This is a genomic window from Stieleria maiorica, from assembly GCF_008035925.1.
In the GTDB taxonomy this organism is placed as follows: domain Bacteria; phylum Planctomycetota; class Planctomycetia; order Pirellulales; family Pirellulaceae; genus Stieleria; species Stieleria maiorica.
This window is the reverse complement of record NZ_CP036264.1, coordinates 6,210,769-6,230,719: the sequence shown is the minus strand read 5'-3', so window position 1 is coordinate 6,230,719 and position 19,951 is coordinate 6,210,769. Positions and strand designations below refer to the sequence as shown.

The window sequence follows — 19,951 nt, the reverse complement described above, 5'->3', positions numbered from 1 at the left end:
CGGCGAATCTGCGCGACACCGATTTGGCACGGAATCCATTGAACAGCCGACGGCTTCCCGGACAAGGGAAACCAAGGGGAAAGACCGTCGGCACGAATCGACTACTGCTACTCGGTCGGCCAAAACCGCACAGTACCGTCGTTGCCGCCAGAGACCAAGGTTGCCCCATCGGGGGAGTATGTCAGCCAGAACGTGAATCCGTCGTGTCCGTTGCATACAGCGCGTTGTTTCCATGTCGCCGTGTCCCACAGCCGAATCGACCCGTCGCCGCGTCCCGCAGCAAGCGTCGTGCCATCCGGTGAAATCGCCAGCGGCCGTAGCCATGCTTGATGTTCCAATGTGCGTTCAAGTTGATGTGTTGCCGAATTCCAAATCTTGACGTCCCCGGCCGAATCCGACGTCGCGAAATAACTCCCGTCGGGCGCGAACACGATCGACCATACGGTGAGCGAATGTCCTTCCAAAACCTTTTCGAATCGGCGGCGTTCCAAGTTCCAAACGATCAGTTCTCCGGGATCACCTTTGGCCCAATGTCCTCCACCGGTCACCAGCCACCTTTCGTCCGGTGAGACAGCGACGCAATAGAGTTGCTGTTTGTGACGTTTTCGCGACGCAACTTCGGTTCCAGACCTCACGTCCCAAAACTTCAGGAATCCACGGTCACAACCGCTGACAAGTGTTTGCCCATCGTCAACAAAAACGAGCGCGGACACGAGACCGGGATGACCGGAAAGCCGGTGACGGATCGTACCGTCTCGCGTCGAAGCGATGACGATGTTTGTGTCATCACCTCCGGTCGCCAGTAGCTGACCATCCGGCGAGTAGGTCGCACATCGTACCGTGGGATGCAGCGGTCCGGTGCCGCTGCGTTGTTTGGATTCCAGATCCCATACCTCCGACCGCTTCCCGCCTCCTCCCACATACAATTGATTTCCGTTTGGCGAGTAAGCTGCCACCCAAACCGGTTCGCTTGATCCACTGATCGAACCACGCTGCGGTTTGGCAACAAGCTCTGGCGGCCAATAGAACAACCGACCGTCGATTCCCGCGGCAACCATTCCTTGCGTGCCAAGCTGTAGCGCGCAAATGGACTCTTGATGCGTCTTTACGGACTGGATGACCTCCCACGATCCGGTATCAAACAGACGGATCGTCCCGTCCCAACTGCCGGCCGCGAGTCGATCTTGATCGTCGAACGTTAACGTCCAGACGGCGAAGGGGTGATTCGCGAGGGCTCGTGGCATTTTCTGTTCACCCAGTTCCACGATCCGAATCGTACCATCGGCAGCCGCGATCACCAGTTGCTTGCTGTCGGGCGTGAATGCCGTAGCGGTGATACGCGATCGATCGATCGAAATGGTTTGGGTTGGCGTCGCATGACTGAGCCCGAACACCACAACCTCGCGTCCTAAAGAAGCGACCGCGAGCAGTTCTCCATTTCCGGCGAATGAAAGCGACTGCACGGCCCCCGGTGTCACTTCGAAGCGATCGGTCAGCCTGCCTGACCGGGTCTCCCAAACGCGAACGACTCCCCCGCTGGTCACACCGCCGAGCCGTCGAGCGTTTCTGGAAAACTTCAATGCCATCGTGTTCTCCGCGGTTTCCCGATCACGAAAAACGGTTTTGCCGTTCTCAACGTTGGTGACGGTAACGACGCCATTTGTATCGCTGGACGCCAACCATTTGGCATCCGCCGACAAGGTCGCACAGACAGGCTGTTCGCCCAATCGAAGAAGCACCTCCGGTTGGTCGGGCGAACTCATGCTCCATTGACGGACCTCCCCGTTGACATCAACCGCTCGCAACCGCATCGATTCCACAGTCGACGCCATCGAGAGAACAGTCGGATGGCCGGAAATCGGTATCGGCTCGGACTGTAGTCCTGTCGGTGCGGACCCGTTGGCGGACGAGTCGATGTAGACCGACTCGGCCGCATGGGCGATGATGTTGCCCGCGAGAATGCAGACCAGCAGGTACGTTCGCATTAGTCTTCTCATCGCTGCCTCGGGTCGCGTTCCGGTCCGGCCACAAAATAGCTCTCATGTAGAAACCCGGTTAGACTGCGACTGGCCGGATCGTGTGTCCAATAGTTGCCATCGATGACGAACTTGTATCGGTATTCGCCCGCATCCACGATCACTTGGGCCGAATAAATGCCGTCGTCGTCGGGATCCGTCAAAGGATGCGTCGAGCTGTTCCAATCATTGAAAGTGCCGGCCAAGTTGATCGTCTTTGCCGGACGATCGGGCTTGTAGAAAAACGTGGCTCGGTAGCGTCCCCCTGCGATTGGGTTGACTTGCGGCTCCGGTATGGAAAGGTCTTGATTGACAAACGCCGCTTCGTAAAAGCCGATCATCATTTCTTCCCACGTTTGCTCGCCCCAACGAACGGGAATCGTCGGATCAGGGTTTGACGGATTGTTTTCCGAATTGTCAAAGTGGGCGATGCACTTCAAGAGGCTGCCTTCGGGAACAAGCTTTGGCTTGGAGAAACGATAGGAGTTCTGCCAGTTGAAGTCATATCGCGGAATGTTCAACAACGTTTCCCGTGTCCCATTGGGATACATCAATTCGTACCGGAATGCTTTTCCGCGAAAATGCATGTGAGGCGTCAGCGAGTGCACCTCCATGTCATGAGAAAACCGATAGGTTGCCTCGACGCGATGACTGTCCTCGCCGGGCGGAATCTCGAAGTCGAGGTTTACAACCACGCCCGACTGCATCGTCCGCCGGACGTTCTTGGGATCGGCGAAATAAAGCCCGATCTCGCTTTGGTCGTTACGGACGCGACCGTCGGGGGTGTAGTGGATCTGCATCACGAACTTGGAACCGGCCGGTACATATCGTGCGACGCCGTCGGCCAGGTTCATCGGCGGTGACCCGGGCACGTACCCGCCGACCGTCTCGAACCCGACGCCGCGCTCCTGCAAGATTGGGTCGGCGCCCGGCGTGTCCACGAACACCAGGATGTGATGGACGACACTTCGCACGCCCGGTCGGATTTCCGAGGCCCGCACCCATTTACCCTCTGTCAATGCGGGGTCGATCGTCACATATTGATAATCCATCACGCCGGTTGCACTGACCGTGATCGGTTCGGGCATTCGAACCACTAAATCTGGACTCCCCAGTGCCCAACCATCGATGAATTCTTTCTCCGGCGGCAGTTGCTCTCGGTCGCCTTCGGGCGAGCCGTTGTCGACCCATTCATAGAGCAGTTGCTTCTCTTCCTCGCTCATCCGCGCGTCGTTGGCAAAGTCACCGTGCTCCGGATCCGCATGCCAGGGTGGCATCCGCTCATCCTCCACGACTTCGCACAATGTCTCGGCCCAAGCGGTGACATCATCGTAGTCTTGCAAAGCGAAGGGCGCGATGCCTCCCTCGCGATGGCACTCGACGCAATGCCGCTGAATCAATCGAGAAATCTGATTCGCGTAGGTGATATTCCCTGTTGGCGGTGCACGATTGACTCGACCGATGTGACAACCGACGGCCTCGGTACTGGGAGTGCTCACCGGTTTGCCGGCCAAGAGTTCCTCGATTGCGCGTCTCAGGTAATGGTTCTTGGCCCCGGGGCGGGCGTACCCGACCCCGAATTGGTCATCGATCCGACCGTGATACCTGATCCTGCGATGTCCGTCCAAGACAAAAACCTCGGGTGTGCGTTTCGCACCAAATCGGTCGGCGACCCGATTGCCGGGATCCTTCAATAGTGGAAACGTGATCCGATGATCGCGGGCATAGCGGTTGATCTCCGTGGGCGTGTCTTGTTGGTTGGAATTGATGCCCAGCACGATCAGCCCGCGCGCTTTGAATTGGTCCGCAATGCCCTGAAGCTGAGCAGCGTAAACTTTTGCCAGTGGGCATTCGGTTCCCAAAAACGCGACGACGATGATCTGGTTCTCGCCGAAATCACTTAGTGAGTACGGTGCGCCCAGGTAATCTTGCAACTGAAAACTTGCGACCGGCTCCTGCGACCTTCCTGCCGCACAGGAGAGAATCAACAGGATTGCAACGGCAAATCGCGACGTCGAGAAGAAAGACGAAATTGGCATGACTTCATTCCGATGTTGATCCGGCGGGCAGGGGTGGATGCGCCGGAACCGCGAATTCGCCTAAAAAAATCCGAAGCGAGACACGGTTTCAGTGTAACCGCGACTTCGCCCTGGAGTCGTCCACGTTGGTTTCAACGCTGCGTCGTCGGGGTTCCACGGCTCGTTTGCGAATCATCCGCCGGCATGTTGAAGGCGTTATATCCGGATCAATTGGCGCGGACACCGGTGCGACCGCCGTCCTAATCGGAGCCGGCCGATCCTTGGCCAGCTTCGTTGTCCCACGTTTGAATCGAGTGGATCACGTCGAAACGTGTCTGCCGCTGGCCCACACCCGTCGATGCGTGACGCGGGGCCGGAACAGGGTGTCGCGAGGTCAGGGGCAACGAAATGGATCAACCAACCGTCCAGTATCCGGTCAAGCATCAGTCGGCCAATGCCGATCCCCCAAGCGTCTCGGACCGAGCGAACGTGAATCCGCAGCCAGGCGACTGGACGGGACGGTTGATCGGTGAATACGAAATCCAAAAACTGATCGGACAAGGTGCCTACGGTCAGGTCTACTTTGCTGTCCATCGATGGTTAAAACTGCCTGTCGCGATCAAGGTTTTGCAGCACGTCGACGCGAATGACCAACAGTCGCTGGATCGATTTCGACGTGAGGCGCAAATCGCGGCCCGGCTTCGGCACCCGAATCTCGTGCGATGCACCGACGGTGGAATCGTCGGGGACAAGCTGTTTCTCGCGACCGATTTCGTCGACGGCGAAGACTTGAGAACACTCGTGCGGCGTCGTGGACCGCTCGGCGTGGCAGAGGCCAGCGAGATCATCCGCCAGACGTCTGTCGCACTGCAGTTTATTGTCGACAACGACACCATCCACCGAGACATCAAGCCGGCGAACATCATGCTGGATCGGGATGGAACCGTGCGGGTCTTGGACCTGGGACTGGCGCGCTGTTCGGTCAGCGGAGAAACGCTGACGGAAACCGGTCAGATCATGGGGACGCTCGACTACCTTGCCCCCGAACAGGCGGTCGATGCGCGTCGTGTCGATTTCCGAGCCGACCTGTACTCGCTCGGATGCACGTTCTATTACCTGCTGACGGGACAAGCTCCCTTTTCGACCGCGGATAATTCGACGATGGCGTCAAAGATCCATGCGCATCTGGAGTCGCCCCCGCCCCCGATCAAGAACTTTCGCTGCGATGTACCTCGGTCGGTGATCGCCCTGATCGACCAGATGCTCGAAAAGTCACCCGAACGGCGTCCCGATTCCTTTCGCGATGTCTGTCGTACGTTGGCGCCCGTCGCACGTCCCGAGGGACTTGCACGACTGTTGACCGAGTCGGGCGAGAATGAACGTCAGGCCACGACACGAGCCGCAAGAAACGTCTCAAGATGGACACAGCCGATCGCAAGTGCGTTCAAGGTCACGGCGGTGACGCTGCTGCGGTTGCCATTGGTCATCACCGGCTTTCTGGAACGTCGACCGCCGCAGCGTGCCGGGCAAACCACCAGCTACCAGTTCAGTTTCCGATGGCTGAAATCCGCGATGGCGTTGGGGTTCCTGGGACTCGCCATCTGGTATTCGGGGATCGAGATCGTTCCTGTCGAAAATGCATCCAGCCCGCTATTCGAGGGCCGGACTGTCGAACCGTCGCCGGTCAAACACTCCCCCTTCGCCCCCAGTTCGACCGCGACACACCCTCCACCACTCGACGCTTCGGGGATGAATCGACAGCCCCATCTACAGCCTCCGCCGCATCCGCACCAGCGGCACGCCCCCGCGCCTCCGCCACGTCCCGGGCGATCCCAGGGAATGCAGTACAACGCGTTTCAATGACCTGACACGACGTTCTAAAAAAGCGTTCAGCGATTCACAACGCCCAGCGATAGATGCGGAATGTCTAGACTGGACACCTCTCGTACCGATGCTCTCCGCCGGCAGGCATCCTCCATCACCGTTGTCGCTGATCACCATGAAGAACGTTTTCGCAATCATCACCTGTTGTTTCATTCCTGTCGTGTCCGATGCCCAGGACCTTCAATCCAAACGACAGGCCGTCATCGACACGCCGGGGTTGGTCGCGTTTTGGGATTTTGTCAAACGAGAGCCGGATGGTGAGCGACGCTTTACCGCTCACGTTCGCGATGGATCATCGACCGAGTATCCGCTCGACGCGGCGAACTACGTGAAGGACTATTGGGGACTGGGGCCGGCGGCGTCTGAGGCCGATTTTCCGCTGCTCGGGCGGGGGCCGTTCGGCCAGGCGATCCGCATTCGCCGCGAGACCGATCCGCATTTTCGTCCGTTCTTGTTCGTGCCCCGATCGCGTCTGCACGACACACCGCTGGACATCAAGGGCGATGACCGATCGGTGTCCGTGGTCGTCTGGGCGATCCGCGAAAGCGGCAATCATGCCCTGGCGGGGATTTGGCACGAAGGCACCGACTTGCACCAGAAAGAGACGGCCGACATCCGCAAAGTGGAACGTGGGCAACGGCAATACGCGCTGTTTGCCGGGCTGAACAAACCAGGCAGCGCTTGTGGTCACGTTTCCGAAAACGGAGCGAGTTCGTTTTTGAACAAGTACGCGCTCCACAAATGCAATTCGCTCGGACAGTCACTCGAAGTCCCGGCGGACGCTCCGGCCGATGTTTTGGATCGATCGTGGCAATGCTTTGCGATGACGTTTGATCACCAACGCGATGAGCTGACCGGCTGGCTGGACGGACGATCCGGCGATCGATGGCTGGAAAACCCGCGCCGCGGCGGGCTGCTGGGCTCCGCCTACAACGCCTACATGCAAGGCCACTGGCACCGTACCCCCGGCAATCAGCCCGGTGAGGACCCGAGCTTTCCGGAGGATCAGTTCTACAATCCGCCGGAAGACGAGCCGATCAGCATCAAAATCACCAGCGAAACGCCCGACCAACGGACCGAACAGCGGGAGTACCGTTACACCAAGATCAGCGTGAAACTGCAGAAGCATGCCGACGGAAGCGTCACCGAAACCGCACGCGATCTGATCGCATTGCGGCTGAATCCGTGGTGGTATCCGCACGGCATCTACACCCCCAAGGAGGACGGCAGCGGCGGCCCCTTTACGATCGGCCGCGTCATTCACAGCTCCCGCAGCGTCGGTTTCACGGGATGGATCGGCGGCGTCGCGGTGTTCGATCGGGCCCTGAACGCCCAGGAGCTGGCCGAGTTGGCCGAGCTTTCAACGCAAGACTGACCCCGTAGGGGGGTACTCGCTGCAGACTGGGGTTTCGCTTGCGTTATCCCGAGTGGTCTGCCATAGCTTGGTTTTCGATGGGGCCCGACCGTCGCCGTGTTCTCCGAACTCGGCGCGGGGCAAAGCTTCGCTTTTTCACGCACGCGCCGAGTTCGGAGAACACGGCGACCCTCGGAAGGCATCGTCAAGGACGAAAACTGAGCTGCGGCGTGACTACGAGGATACGCCGGGAGCCGGCAGCTAATTTCCTGGAGCGTGAAATAATTGGACTCCGATAAGCATTTAGTTATATAATCGGGTCCGCCAGCCACGTCCTCACTCCTACCCTAATCGGCCGTTCCCCTCCCCTCCGGCCGGTGCGTGGTGGCGATTGGCAATCGCCAGAACGACTTTTTCGTCGTTTTCAGCCGGGCCATCGACACGCATTCTTCGATCTCGCAATGAGAGTCAAAATGATCAACCGCAGAAACATGCTGCATGGATTGGCAGCCGGCGTCGGCGCTGCTTTTGCACCATCAACCGTCACGCAGCGTTTGCTTGCATCACCTGCAGCCGCCTCATCACCGGGCCTGGGCAACACGACTCCCAAACGCATCGTCTTCTTCATGCAGAACCAGGGTTTCGACCCGAAGACGTGCATTCCCAGCGGAATGAAACATAGCGGCTCGCTGGCGAAGGCCAAATTGCCCGAGCCGATCAGCCCCTTGGAACCGTTCAAAGATCGGCTGCACATCATCAACGGGCTGCACGGGCTGCACACCAGTCCCTCACACAGTGCCTTTTTCGGCGCCCTGGGCGGCTATCGTGGCAGCGACGGGGTGCCACCGAGTGCCGCGACGATCGATTACGAATTGAGCAAGGTGCTGCCGCAGACGCTGCTGCCACACCTGTGTATCGGCATGGACTCGATCGAGAACATGACGACCAAGCCGACGCTGGCGACACTGTCGGCCAGCGGCGCCGGCCAACCGATCTTCATGCACTCCAACCCGAATCATCTGTATCAGATGCTCTACGGCGGCATCTCCAGCGGCGACATCCGGTTGCAGCACGAAGCACGGACCAGCCTGATGCTGCAAATTGAACAATTCGCCGCGTCCAAGGGACGTTCGCTTCCGGCGGCCGACAGCCAACGGTACGGTCAATACGTCCAGGGATTCAAAGACGCCAACGCCCTGCGCGATCGGCTCGGTGCGGTCAGCGATCACCTCAGCAAATTCGCACCGACGGTGGACGAACGCTACGCCAATCCCGAGTTCGAAACCGACTGGCACGACCGACTGTTGGACCTGGGCATCTCCGCGCTGACCTCGGGCATCACCAACACGCTGACGATCGGTTCGGGACGGGGCGAGATCTTCGGTGCCTGGAAGGGCCTGGGGATCGATCAACAAGGCCATAACTTGGGCCACATGGACCAACCGGACAATCCGATCTGGATCAAGATCCGTCAATACAACAGCCGGATGCTGGTCCGAATCATGGAAGCACTCGAGAGTGTTCCCGAAGGCAGCGGCACGATGATGGACCACACGCTGATCGTCTACACCAGCAACAACGCCGACAAGCAGCACACCAACGGTGCCAACTGGCCGGTCATGCTGCTAGGCAACCTTGACGGCGCATTCAAGTCCGGCTGCTTCACCCAATTGGATGGCAAACGCCCGATCAACGCGTTGTACGCCAGCCTGTTGCGCGCCGTCGGACAGAACGTCGACCGCTTTAACATGGACGACAAACAGGCCCAAAAGTATGACGCCGGCAACGGTCCGCTAAAGGAAGTGCTCGCGTGAGCCGGGTTAGCATCGCTTCCAGACCGCAAGTTGGATCCCCCATGAAGTCGAACAAACCGGGGCGGAAACGTCGTCTCGTGAATTCCTGGATGCGACGTTCCACTTCGTGCGTCCTGCTGGTCGCGTGTTGGCTGTCGTTCGGTGTGCCGGCGTCGGCCGCTGCCGAAACGTACACGCCGGGCCAAGGGGCAGACAAAGACTTCGAAAGTTTCGCCGGGGCGTTTCTCGCCGACCACTGCATCGACTGCCACGGCGAGACGGCGCCCGAGGGCGATCTGTCGCTGCACGATCTGGGGCCGGTCGACGAAATCAACGCCGGCATTTGGAAAAGCGTGTGGGCTCAAGTCTCGCTGCAGGAAATGCCTCCACCGGACGCGTCGGAGCTTGGCGTGGTCGACCGGCTGCAGTTCTCCGATTGGGTCGTCGATGAACTGTCGCGAGTGATGCGGGACAAGGGCGGATTCCATGCCCACCGCGATCCCCACAAAGGCAACTTCGTCAATCATGAGTTGCTGTTCGGCGAATTACCCGCAGAGATTCAGCTGGTCCCCACCTCCTCGCCGGCTCGGATCTGGCGGTTGACGCCGCAAGAGCACATCACGCGTCTGAATGAGCTGATCAACACCGAACCGCCGTACGATCCCGAAAAACCGGGGCTGCGCACCCATGGCGATGCCGTGCCGACCAACCACGGCGGTGAATTGAAGCTGTACTTCGGCGTCGACCGCATCATCCAGTGGCAAGGCGGCACCGTCGCCTACGCCACGTCCGTCAAAAGCGTCCCCGCGATCCTGTCCTCCGCTCGCAAACACGGATTGGAAAACTACCCCGACTTCTACACCGTCAACAGCGCCGAAGCGACTCAGATCCTGGATCTGGCCGATGACATCCTTCGCTACATGGCCGAGGGTCCGCTGAGCATCGCCAAGCCTTATCAAATCACGGACGATCCCAAATCGATCGCCGACAAGATGGTCGGTGACCTGCGTGGATTACCCACCAGTTTGGTCTACAGCACCAAGGTCGTTCGTCCGCTGACTCCCGTCCATGACCTGATGAAAGACGACGGCGTCTCGGACCAGCGAGTGCGCGCCGCGGTGGACTTTCTGTTCCAGGCGTTGACCTACCGTCCGCCGACCGATCAGGAATCGAACCAGTACCTGCAGATCGTCAACGAATCGATCCAGAAGCTGGGCAAGGAAGACGGTGCCATCCTGGGATTGTCGGCGATCTTCCTGGATCGTGATGCGCTGTTCCGGCCGGAACTGGTCCAGTACGGCACCCCGGATCCGCACGGGCGGGTCATGCTGCAAGACTGGGAACTCGGCTTGGCCGTCAATCACGCGCTGCGTTACATCCGCCCCGACCAAGAGCTGCGCACGGCGATCCTCGACGGACGCATGCGAACCCGCGACGATGTCCGCCGCGAAGTCCAGCGGATGCTCGGCGACGACAGCATCCGCAAGCCTCGCGTGTTGAAGTTCTTTCGCGATTACTTTGACTATGATCTGGCCGGCTACATCTGCAAGGACAACAAGGCGCTGACAGAAACCGGCGTGACGGCGCGAGGCGAATCACACTACCGCGCAATGTTCGATGCGACGGCCAGCACCGATCGCCTGGTCGAATTGATCCTGCAAGAAGACAAGGACGTACTGAAACAATTGCTGACCACCGACAAAGTGGTCGCGACCGACAAAGACGCGTACTACTTCGGCAGAAAACGCACCAAAGAAGAACATGATGCGGCGGTGGCGGCGGTTGAAGAGGAAGAGGCCGAAGCAAAGAAAAAGGACAACGCCGCACTGAAACAGGCCCGACAGGAACTGGATGATCTGGAAAAGTGGCTCAAGGAAAACCCCGAGGGCGACACGCCAAAGAAACAAGAGGAGTTAGCGGCGAAAAAGAAAACGGTCGAGGCGGCCGAAAAGGCGAGAGCCGCAACCGTCCGGCAGTATCGGCTGGACAAAGAAAAGCTTGGCATCGCCGCCGCCGACCTGTCCGGACCGGAGATTTTTGCCCGTGTCAGTCGTCGCAGTTTCGGCAGGGGGTCCATGAAGCCCGAACGGATTCTCGCCACCGCCCCCGAAGGCCAACGCCTGGGCATCCTGACCCATCCCAGTTGGCTCGTTTCGCACAGCGACGCGATGGACAATCACGCCATCCTGCGCGGCCGATGGATTCGCGAACGATTGCTCGGCGGAGGCATCCCCGATGTGCCGATCACCGTCGATGCAATGCTGCCCGACGAGCCCCACAACACGCTGCGCCAGCGCATGCGAGTCACCCGCGAAACGTATTGCTGGACGTGCCACGAAAAGATGGATCCGCTGGGGCTGCCGTTTGAAATGTACAACCATGCGGGCGTGTATCGCACGCTTGAACTGGACCAACCGGTCGACAGCAGCGGAGAGATCATCGATTCGGGCGACCCCGCGCTTGACGGCGAAGTCTCCGACGCCATCGAGATGATTGAGAAATTGGCCGAAAGCGAGCGGGTCGAACAGGTGTTCGTGCGTCACGCGTTCCGTTTCTGGATGGGACGCAACGAAACCCTGCACGATGCGCCGGTGTTGCAAGACGCCCATCGCGCGTACAAAGAATCCGGCGGCAGCATGAACGCGCTGATCACCTCGCTGCTGACCTCCGATGCGTTTCTGTATCGCACGCGAACCGGCCCCGAGTTATCGACGACCGCCAAATAGCAGTCGCCCACAACCTGATTCTTCCGTAGCGGAACTCACCAACGGCCTGTTGATTTAATCCCATCCTACGTGGGATCAGCCGTTTCGCGCGAGCGTACGGGCATTGAAACAGCAAGAGATTGCACCGGGGCCCGTAGGCTCGCGCCCAACGCCACCTACTTTCGATTCCAAACTGAGCCGCAGGCGCTAGCCTCGGGCCTTACGATTACAAGCTGAGCCGCAGGCGCTAGCCTCGGGCCTTCCAGGTCTCGAAGGGCAATCCAAGGCCCGCGGCTAGCGCCGTCGGCTCATAGAGTCGTTAGCATTGGGCGCGCGCCATGCGGCTGATTCATTGAATAGGTCGCGTGGTTTCGTGCTTGAATTGATCCCGAAGTGGCGCGGTCCAGTTAGAATACGCCCCAATGAAGAATCGGGCTTGCGCAACCCAATAACGAGACATTGGCGAGGAAACCGGAAGTGGTGATGAAAGCTTTTCATGTAGGGTTCGTGTTTGCAATCTGTCACGCGTTGCTGGTGCCAGGTGCCGGTGCTCAGGAAACCGACGTCCGCACGGTGCGTGTGTTGACGATCGGCAACAGCTTTGCCCAAAACGCGTGCCGGTATCTCGAATCGATCGCCGACTCGGAGGGCTCTTGTCGCATCGTCATCGGCACGGCAAACATCGGCGGATGCACGCTGGAGAAGCATGCCGCCTTGGCAGAAAAGTCCGCGACCGATCCCGACCAGAAACCTTACCGTGGCGACGCCGGCAAGCGATACAGTTTGCAGGAATACTTGGCCGCCGACCAATGGGATTACGTCACGCTGCAGCAGATGAGTGCGCTCAGCTACAAACCGGAATCCTACCATCCGTACGTCGAACAACTCGTCGCGATCATCCGCGAACACGCTCCCCAGGCAGAGATTCTTGTTCACCAGACGTGGGCCTATCGCCCCGATTCTCCGCTGCTGAAATCGGACGGGATCACGCAACAGGAAATGTACCGGCGACTGGCTGCGGCGTACGACAGTGTCGCAGAGCAGTTAAACAGTCGTATCATTCCCGTCGGACGTGCGTTTCAATCGGCTCGCAATACCCCAGGACGCGAGGTACTGGTGATCGATCCAGAGTTTGACTACGACAACCCGGTCCATCCGGCACTGCCGAAGCAGACCAACTCGTTGGTGACCGGTTGGTCTTGGCGGACCGACGGCGACAAAAAAACGCTTCGCCTGGATTTCAAACACGGAAACAACCAAGGCTGTTTTCTGGCGGGACTGGTTTGGTACGAAGTGCTAACCGGAAACGATGCGACCGAAACGTCCTACCGCCCGCAAGGTGTCAGCGAAGAAGACGCCGCGTTCTTCCGTCGTGTGGCCCATCAGGCCGTTGCAAGTCGCAAGCCGGGAATCGCAAAATGATAAGCAGCATCGTGAGTCGCGGCGTGAAGGTAGCTACCTTCGCCAGAAGGTGGATCCCCAAGATTCCCCACGCTCTGGCGAGCGTAGCTACGTCAGCGTTGGTGATCGCCGTAGGTGTTTGCTGTGGATCAGCCTTTCTGGTCGCCCAAGATTCAAACGCCCCCCACGACACAGCCTTTCGATTCATCGAAGGTGGCCGCTTCGTTCAAGGAACCGACGGCGGGGAACGTGCGTTACAGCAAGCATTCCCACTGTCGACGACCGGGCAAAGTTACGGAAACGCCGAAGGCCCGGCCCATGTGACATGGGTGACCAACCCGTTCTACATTGCCGAAACGGAAGTCACCGTCGGCCAGTTCCGCCGCTTCGTCGACGCCACCGGCTATCAAACGACCGCCGAACGCGGCATGACCGAAATGGTCGGCTGGGAACCGACGCCGGACGATAAACCGCTGTATCAATCGCACGATTTCCTGCGCGATCAGAAATTCAGCTGGAAAAACCCAGGCTTCCCGCAAGGTGACGATCACCCGATCGTCGGCGTCAGCTTGACCGACGCAAGGGCGTATTGCCAATGGCTGAGCCAACGTGACGGCGTGCGATATCGGTTGCCGACCGAAGCGGAATGGGAACTCGTCTGCCGTGCCGGAACCACGACCTGGTTTTCGTTCGGCGACGTTGCCAAGGGCGTGGTGCACGAGCACGCAAATCTGGGCAACGTCGAACTGGAACGACATCGCAAGCATGCCGCCGAGCGACAGTGGCTGCTCGATTGGGAACACGACCCGAGCGACGGCCATGTCTTTACCGCCCCGGTCGGCAGCTATGCCCGCAACCCGTGGGGCATCGCCGACATGCACGGCAACGTCTGGGAATGGTGCGAGGACCTGTGGCTGGACACGGTTTACAAAGACTATACCCGGCCACGTTATGACCAGCCCTGCGGCGTTGCAGTGGATCCGGTCAATCGCGACCGACCGCAAACGACAAACAACGACTTCCATGTCATTCGCGGAGGTTGCTGGTACAACGGCGATCTGATTTGTCGATCCTCCGCACGCACCGCGTGGGATGCCGACGACGCCGCCTGCTATGTCGGATTCCGCATCGTCCGTGAAGCCGATCCGGCGACATCGACCACGGTCCGCGATGCCTACGAAGCGGAACAAGCGGCAATTGCGGCGATCGAAGCCGCCGGGGGAAAACTCTTTTCGTCCCACGGGATCGACCTCGAAGTGCGGTTGGAAGGCTCAAGCGTCGACGAAACTGTCTTTGAACAACTGGCCAAACTGCCGGATCTGCAGCGGCTAAGAATCGGCTGGCGCGGCCGCGATGCCCGACTCTCGCAACAGGGGCTCGACGCGATCGCCCGCTTGCATCCACTGCGGACGTTGGAATTCAACAGCGGATTGGGCCTCGAAACACTGGATTTGTCCGTGCTGACACGATTGACGCAATTGAACACATTGCGTTTTCCACGCGATGGCCGACTCGATGACGACCACCTGAAGTCGCTTTCCGGTTTCAAATCGCTGACGGAATTTGAATGCTACGGTGCAACCGAAGCGGACTCGCGTTTGACCGATGTCGGGATCGGCTGCCTGAGCGGCAACGGCGACCTGGAAACCTTGTTGGTCTGGGAGAATCAAGCCACCGGGGCCTACCTGAAGTCGCTGGCAAACTGCCCGTTGAGCAGCTTGGCCAGTACCGCTCCGGATCGGCATCCCGGTGCGATGAATGACGCCGGTGCGACGAATCTGTCGCTGTTTCCGGGGCTCCAGGCACTCACACTGGATGGACAAACACTGCTCGGCAAACAGGCCATGCTGCAGATCGCTGAACTCCGGGGGCTGCAAAGGCTGAGCCTGCAGCGTTGCACGGGCATCCCGGACGCGGAGATGTCTGCCTTGGAAAAACTTCAACAGCTTCGCAACGTGAACCTGAGTGAAAGCACCGCCGGTGACATCGCGGCGACAGCACTCGGGACAATCCCACGTTTAGAATCGCTGCGACTTGGCAGCGAGGCGTCCGCCGACCAGGCCGGGTTATCCGACGCCGGAGTCGCCGCGTTATCTGCCGCGTTCTCGATCCGAGACTTGCAACTGGCATCAAATGCGTTGACCGATCGAGGGCTAAAGCAACTCGGGCGAATCAATCGATTAGAACGGTTGACGATCAGCTCGGATCAGATCACCGGATCGGGATTGGGGCCGCTGACCGAACTACCGGATCTGCGTGACCTGTCGTTGAGAACGCCGGGATTGCGGGACGCCGCGTTTGAGTACCTGGCGAGGGCAAAAAGCGTTCGCAAGTTGTGGCTGGCCAATCGTGGCATCCGACCCGCCGCCGCATTGACCAACGATGGCATGATTAAGCTGGCCAAGGCGACGTGGTTGCAAGAGCTGTGGTTGCCGCGCAACGGCACCGGTATCACGGAAGATCAGATCAACGCACTCAATGACCAGATGCCAAAAACCAACGTTATCGCCTACACCGTTTCTTGGGACTAACACCCGATCTTACATGATCAAGTCTCCCTCTTTCCGATCCTTGGTTCTGTTCTGCGTGATCTCCGTGATCGCATGTTGCAACACGCAGTCCGCCGAACCGCACGACGCGGCGGCCTACCGAGGTTCCGTCACGAAACTGATCCAAACGTACTGCGTCGATTGCCACGGAACGGACACCCAGGAAGCCGAATTGCGGCTGGACACGCTGGCTGCCGATTTCAGCGATTCACAAACCGCGTCGAAGTGGATCGAGGTGATGGACAACTTGAATTTAGGCGAGATGCCACCGGAAGACCAGCCACAGCCGCCCGCGGCGCTGGCGTCTGCGGTCGCCGACTGGATCGCCGGCGAGCTGAAACATGCGGCGATGTTGTCGGGCAGCACCGGCGGCCGCGAGCTGATGCGGCGACTGAACCGCAGAGAATACGCGAACATCGTCGCCGACCTGTTGGCGGTCGAGTTCTTGCCGGGCGAAGGTCCACTCGATTTGCTACCGCCCGACGGAACCATGAACGGGTTTGACACCGTTAGCAAGGCATTGTTGCTAGACCCCTCCTTGATGGAAAAGTACTTTGACGTCGCCGCCCTGGTTGCCCAAAAAGCGATCGTCACCGGGCCGCCACCGGTCCCGACCCGCCGCAATCGAATGGAGTACGAAGACAGCAGCGGGGGGATCGCGTACATCAAACAATCACGCGAGACGATTCTGACCGATCAGGGCATCATCACGATGAACCAGGGGATGCGCAGCGACGACGCAATGCGGCACCCTTGGAACGATCAGCTGATCCCGATTCGCGGAAGGTACCGCTTGCGTGTCCGCTTGGGCGCCGACCCTCGGGATCGCGACGCACTCTACATCCGTATCAAACGCAGCGGCGATGGTGACCTGTACTTCGGCAAAGTCCCCGGAACACTGGAACAACCCGAAGTGATCGAAATCGAACGCGCCTTCGACGTCGCCGGGGGCAATGAGATCGGGATCGAGTTTGTCGACGCACCGGGCTTTGGTCGCGTCAACTATCACTTCAGCGATCTGCGTCGGCGCGCCGAAGAAGCGACCAAGAATGGAAACGCAAGCCTGGCGGGGCGTCTGCAAGCTCAGTTGGGCGCACAGGGTTTTCCGAATCAAGGACGCATCGAACCCGACACCCGAACGACCGACCACCTGCCACGGATCCTGTTCGATTGGATCGAGCTGGAAGGTCCGTTGTATGACCAGTGGCCGCCCAAAAGCACCGAAATCATTTTCCATCGCGGCCTGGGCCAGTCGGAGTTCGGCGAAGCGTACGCGCGCGAGATTTTCGCGCGTTTGTTGCCGCGTGCCTTTCGCCGCAACGTCACCGAGACCGAGATTGATCGCATCGTCGGCGTCGTTCTCAGTGAAATGGAACACGGTGAATCGTTTCCCGATGCCGTCGGTTCGGGGATCGTCGCGATGTTGTGCAGCCCCGCCTTTCTGCTGGTCAGTGAAGGCGTCCGCGCCGGCGCGGTCGACGACCAGACCGACAACGCTGAACTGAACAGTAACGAGCTTGCCTTCCGGTTGAGTCGGTTTTTGTGGAGCACGATTCCCGATGCGCCGCTACGAGAATCCGCCGCAACGGAGAACCTGGCCGATCCGCAGGTGCTGCTGGGGCAGGTCCGGCGGATGCTGGCCGACCAGAAAGCAGACGCGTTGGTCGATGGCTTTGCACGCCAGTGGTTAAAGGCAGACGAATTCGATCGCTTCGCCATCGACCAAAGGCTTTATCGTGACTTTTATCGATCCGAAAATGCCGGATTGAACGAGGCGATCAACGCAGAGCCGATCGAATTCTTTCGCGAGATCCTGCGCAACGAAGGCAGCTTGCTCGATTTCCTGGATAGCGACTGGACGATGGCCAACGAAACACTGGCTCGCTACTACGGGATCCCGGGTGTGACGGGAGACGCACCCGTTCGCGTCCAGTTTCCCCAGCCGTCGGTCCGCGGCGGATTGTCAACGATGGCCGCGGTCCACAAATGGGGTAGCGACGGCAATCGAACCAAGCCCGTCGAGCGTGGAAAATACATTTTGGATGTCCTGTTCAACGACCCGCCGAAACCACCGCCGCCGAATGTCGGTGAAGTCGAACCCAACGTCGATGGTGAACTGTTGACCGTGCGGCAACGCTTGGACAAACACCGGACCATCGCCGCGTGCGCCAACTGCCATCGCACGATCGACCCGTACGGCCTGGGGCTGGAGAATTTCAGCGTCACCGGACAATGGCGAACCAAGCAGGACGGCGAACGCCCCTGGTGGCCCGACGATGCCGTGATCGACGCCAGCGGCACGTTGCCCGACGGCACGCAGTTCACAACGATCCGGCAATACCGCGCCGCGTTGCGATCCCAGAGCGATCGGTTCCTGCGTGGATTTGCCGAGAAGATGTTCACCTATGCACTCGGCCGCATCGTCGAGCCGAGTGATCGCGTTACAATCGACGCCTTGGTCGATCGAATGAAATCCAACGGACACAGTCTGCACAGCCTGGTCGAAGGGATCGTGTTATCCGACGCCTTTTTAGCGAAATAGAATCATGAGCAAAATCAACGCACCGCGGTTGAAACGCCGAACGCTGCTTCGAGGCACCGGGGGCGCGATGGCGCTGCCGCTATTGGAAGCGATGCTGCCCAAAACCTCTGCCGCCGCTGAAGAGGACGCCGCATCGGTCATTCCCAAACGCATCGGCATCTTTTACTTCGGCACGGGCATGAACATGCGTCAGCTGGAGCCGGTCGATGAAGGCCGCGACTACACGCTGTCGCCGACGCTGCAGGTGCTCGCCGAACAAAAAGACGACTTCACCGTGATCTCGGGGACCTACTTGGAACACGGCGGCGGTCACCAAGGTGATTACACGTTTTCCACCGGGGTGAAGGCCAAAGACGGCAGCTCGATCAACAACTCCGTCTCCATGGATCAAATCGCCGCCGAACAACTCGGACGCGAAACCCGGTTTCCGTCGCTGCAGCTGTGCGTGCAACGCGGCACGGGATTCGGCGGCAACCTGCGCACGCTGTCCTGGAACCGCGACGGCGTCCCCTTGGCGTCGGAAAACGACCCGCACGTTCTGTTCAATCGGTTGTTCAAAGTCGACGGCCCGGAGGAAACCGAATTGCGGCAAAAGGGGTTTCGGCAACGCCGCAGCATCCTGGACCTGGTCATGGAGGATGCCAAGCAGATGGAGCGGACGGTCGGCCGACAAGACCGAGTCAAACTGGACGAATACTTCAGCAGCGTCCGTGAAGTCGAAAAGCAACTCGAGCGTGACATCGATTGGAACGTCAAACCCAAACCGAATGTCGACACCAGCGGCATCAGCGACTTTTCCGAGAGCTATACCGTCAACATGCCGGCCGGGCAGTTTGTTTATGAGAAATACGCGCGGATGATGTATGACCTGATCGCACTGGCCTACGAAACCGATTCGTCGCGCGTGGTCAGCTATGTCGTCCGCCAAGAAAGCTCTGGTGGGACGTTTCCCGAATTCGGTGTTTCAAAGGGATTCCATGAATTGACACACCACGGCAACGACCCCAAAAACCTTGCCGAGCTGGCGCAAGTCGACCGCATCTATTTCTCGCACTGGAACTACTTTATCAATCGGATGAAATCGTTCCGTCAGCCCGATGGTTCCAATTTGTTGGACCACACCTTGTTGGGTTTTTCCAGCGGGATGGGGATCGGGCACTCCAAGGATCGGTTGCCGACGTGTTTGTTCGGCGGCAAAGCGGCTGGCGTTGCGCACCAAGGACACCTGCGTCTGCCAGAACAGACGCCGCTGTCTCGCGTCTGGCACACGATGCTCGATCGCGCCGGCGTCGACCCCGGCGATCCCTTCCAAGACTCCAGCGGTGTGATCGGGGAATTGGTCGATCTGGCGTGAGGTTTTCGCCTCGTGACACGTGCCGCTCGCTGACGCGTCCCGCTGGCATCCGATGCCAGCACGTGGCGTCAGCCAGTGGCCCCCACCCACTTGTTCCCGGGCTCCGCCTGGGAACACGGTGCGTTCGGAGGCTCCGCCTCGCGGCGCACTGGAAACATGTGGCGGAGCCACACGGACATTGCGTTCCAAGGCGGGAGCCTTGGAACGAGGGATGCCAGCACGTGGCGTGAGCCAGTGGCCCCCACCCACTTGTTCCCGGGCTCCGCCTGGGAACACGGTGCGTTCGGAGGCTCCGCCTCGCGGCGCACTGGAAACGTGTGGCGGAGCCACACGGAC

The 19,951-nt window shown here is 59.5% G+C and carries 10 protein-coding genes; 8 read left to right on the top strand and 2 right to left on the bottom strand.

Features of this window, described 5'->3' with window-relative positions:
• Positions 1–107 precede the first annotated feature (107 nt).
• Positions 108–1,997, bottom strand: coding sequence for a WD40 repeat domain-containing protein (locus tag Mal15_RS21190; protein WP_147869595.1), 1,890 nt, complete (start codon positions 1,995–1,997; stop codon positions 108–110).
• Positions 1,994–4,054 carry a redoxin domain-containing protein gene (locus Mal15_RS21185; RefSeq protein ID WP_147869594.1) on the bottom strand — a complete coding sequence of 687 codons (2,061 nt, stop codon included), beginning with the start codon at positions 4,052–4,054 and terminating at the stop codon, positions 1,994–1,996. The genes Mal15_RS21190 and Mal15_RS21185 overlap by 4 nt, the downstream gene beginning before the upstream one ends.
• A 387-nt stretch (positions 4,055–4,441) precedes the next feature.
• Here Mal15_RS21185 and Mal15_RS21180 point away from each other — a divergent pair, with 387 nt between their 5' ends.
• From Mal15_RS21180 to Mal15_RS21145, 8 genes are all read left to right on the top strand, one after another.
• On the top strand, positions 4,442–5,896 hold the full coding sequence (locus Mal15_RS21180; RefSeq protein ID WP_147869593.1) for a serine/threonine protein kinase: 1,455 nt from the start codon (positions 4,442–4,444) through the stop codon (positions 5,894–5,896).
• A 136-nt stretch (positions 5,897–6,032) separates the two neighbouring features.
• A complete protein-coding gene (locus Mal15_RS21175; protein WP_147869592.1) occupies positions 6,033–7,292 on the top strand; it encodes a LamG domain-containing protein in 1,260 nt (419 codons plus the stop codon).
• A 452-nt stretch (positions 7,293–7,744) separates the two neighbouring features.
• Complete coding sequence (locus Mal15_RS21170; RefSeq protein ID WP_147869591.1) at positions 7,745–9,085, top strand: DUF1552 domain-containing protein; 1,341 nt, start codon at positions 7,745–7,747, stop codon at positions 9,083–9,085.
• Between the two features lie 89 nt (positions 9,086–9,174).
• Complete coding sequence (locus Mal15_RS21165; protein WP_147869590.1) at positions 9,175–11,790, top strand: DUF1588 domain-containing protein; 2,616 nt, start codon at positions 9,175–9,177, stop codon at positions 11,788–11,790.
• 462 nt (positions 11,791–12,252) lie between these two features.
• Positions 12,253–13,191, top strand: coding sequence for a DUF4886 domain-containing protein (locus Mal15_RS21160; RefSeq protein ID WP_147869589.1), 939 nt, complete (start codon positions 12,253–12,255; stop codon positions 13,189–13,191).
• A 101-nt stretch (positions 13,192–13,292) separates the two neighbouring features.
• The gene (locus tag Mal15_RS21155) at positions 13,293–15,701 is read left to right on the top strand and encodes an SUMF1/EgtB/PvdO family nonheme iron enzyme (protein ID WP_233903565.1); all 2,409 of its coding nucleotides are present in this window, start codon (positions 13,293–13,295) and stop codon (positions 15,699–15,701) included.
• A gap of 13 nt (positions 15,702–15,714) precedes the next feature.
• Positions 15,715–18,261 carry a DUF1592 domain-containing protein gene (locus Mal15_RS21150; RefSeq protein ID WP_167546955.1) on the top strand — a complete coding sequence of 849 codons (2,547 nt, stop codon included), beginning with the start codon at positions 15,715–15,717 and terminating at the stop codon, positions 18,259–18,261.
• 4 nt (positions 18,262–18,265) lie between these two features.
• Complete coding sequence (locus Mal15_RS21145) at positions 18,266–19,615, top strand: DUF1552 domain-containing protein (protein WP_147869586.1); 1,350 nt, start codon at positions 18,266–18,268, stop codon at positions 19,613–19,615.
• Positions 19,616–19,951 lie beyond the last annotated feature (336 nt).

What these genes read in the sequence shown, in the direction of transcription:
- Mal15_RS21190 (WP_147869595.1), bottom strand. Translation starts at nt 1,997, where the DNA reads ATGAGAAGACTAATGCGAACGTACCTGCTGGTCTGCATTCTCGCGGGC.
- Mal15_RS21185 (WP_147869594.1), bottom strand. Translation starts at nt 4,054, where the DNA reads ATGCCAATTTCGTCTTTCTTCTCGACGTCGCGATTTGCCGTTGCAATC.
- Mal15_RS21180 (WP_147869593.1), top strand. Translation starts at nt 4,442, where the DNA reads ATGGATCAACCAACCGTCCAGTATCCGGTCAAGCATCAGTCGGCCAAT.
- Mal15_RS21175 (WP_147869592.1), top strand. Translation starts at nt 6,033, where the DNA reads ATGAAGAACGTTTTCGCAATCATCACCTGTTGTTTCATTCCTGTCGTG.
- Mal15_RS21170 (WP_147869591.1), top strand. Translation starts at nt 7,745, where the DNA reads ATGATCAACCGCAGAAACATGCTGCATGGATTGGCAGCCGGCGTCGGC.
- Mal15_RS21165 (WP_147869590.1), top strand. Translation starts at nt 9,175, where the DNA reads ATGCGACGTTCCACTTCGTGCGTCCTGCTGGTCGCGTGTTGGCTGTCG.
- Mal15_RS21160 (WP_147869589.1), top strand. Translation starts at nt 12,253, where the DNA reads ATGAAAGCTTTTCATGTAGGGTTCGTGTTTGCAATCTGTCACGCGTTG.
- Mal15_RS21150 (WP_167546955.1), top strand. Translation starts at nt 15,715, where the DNA reads ATGATCAAGTCTCCCTCTTTCCGATCCTTGGTTCTGTTCTGCGTGATC.
- Mal15_RS21145 (WP_147869586.1), top strand. Translation starts at nt 18,266, where the DNA reads ATGAGCAAAATCAACGCACCGCGGTTGAAACGCCGAACGCTGCTTCGA.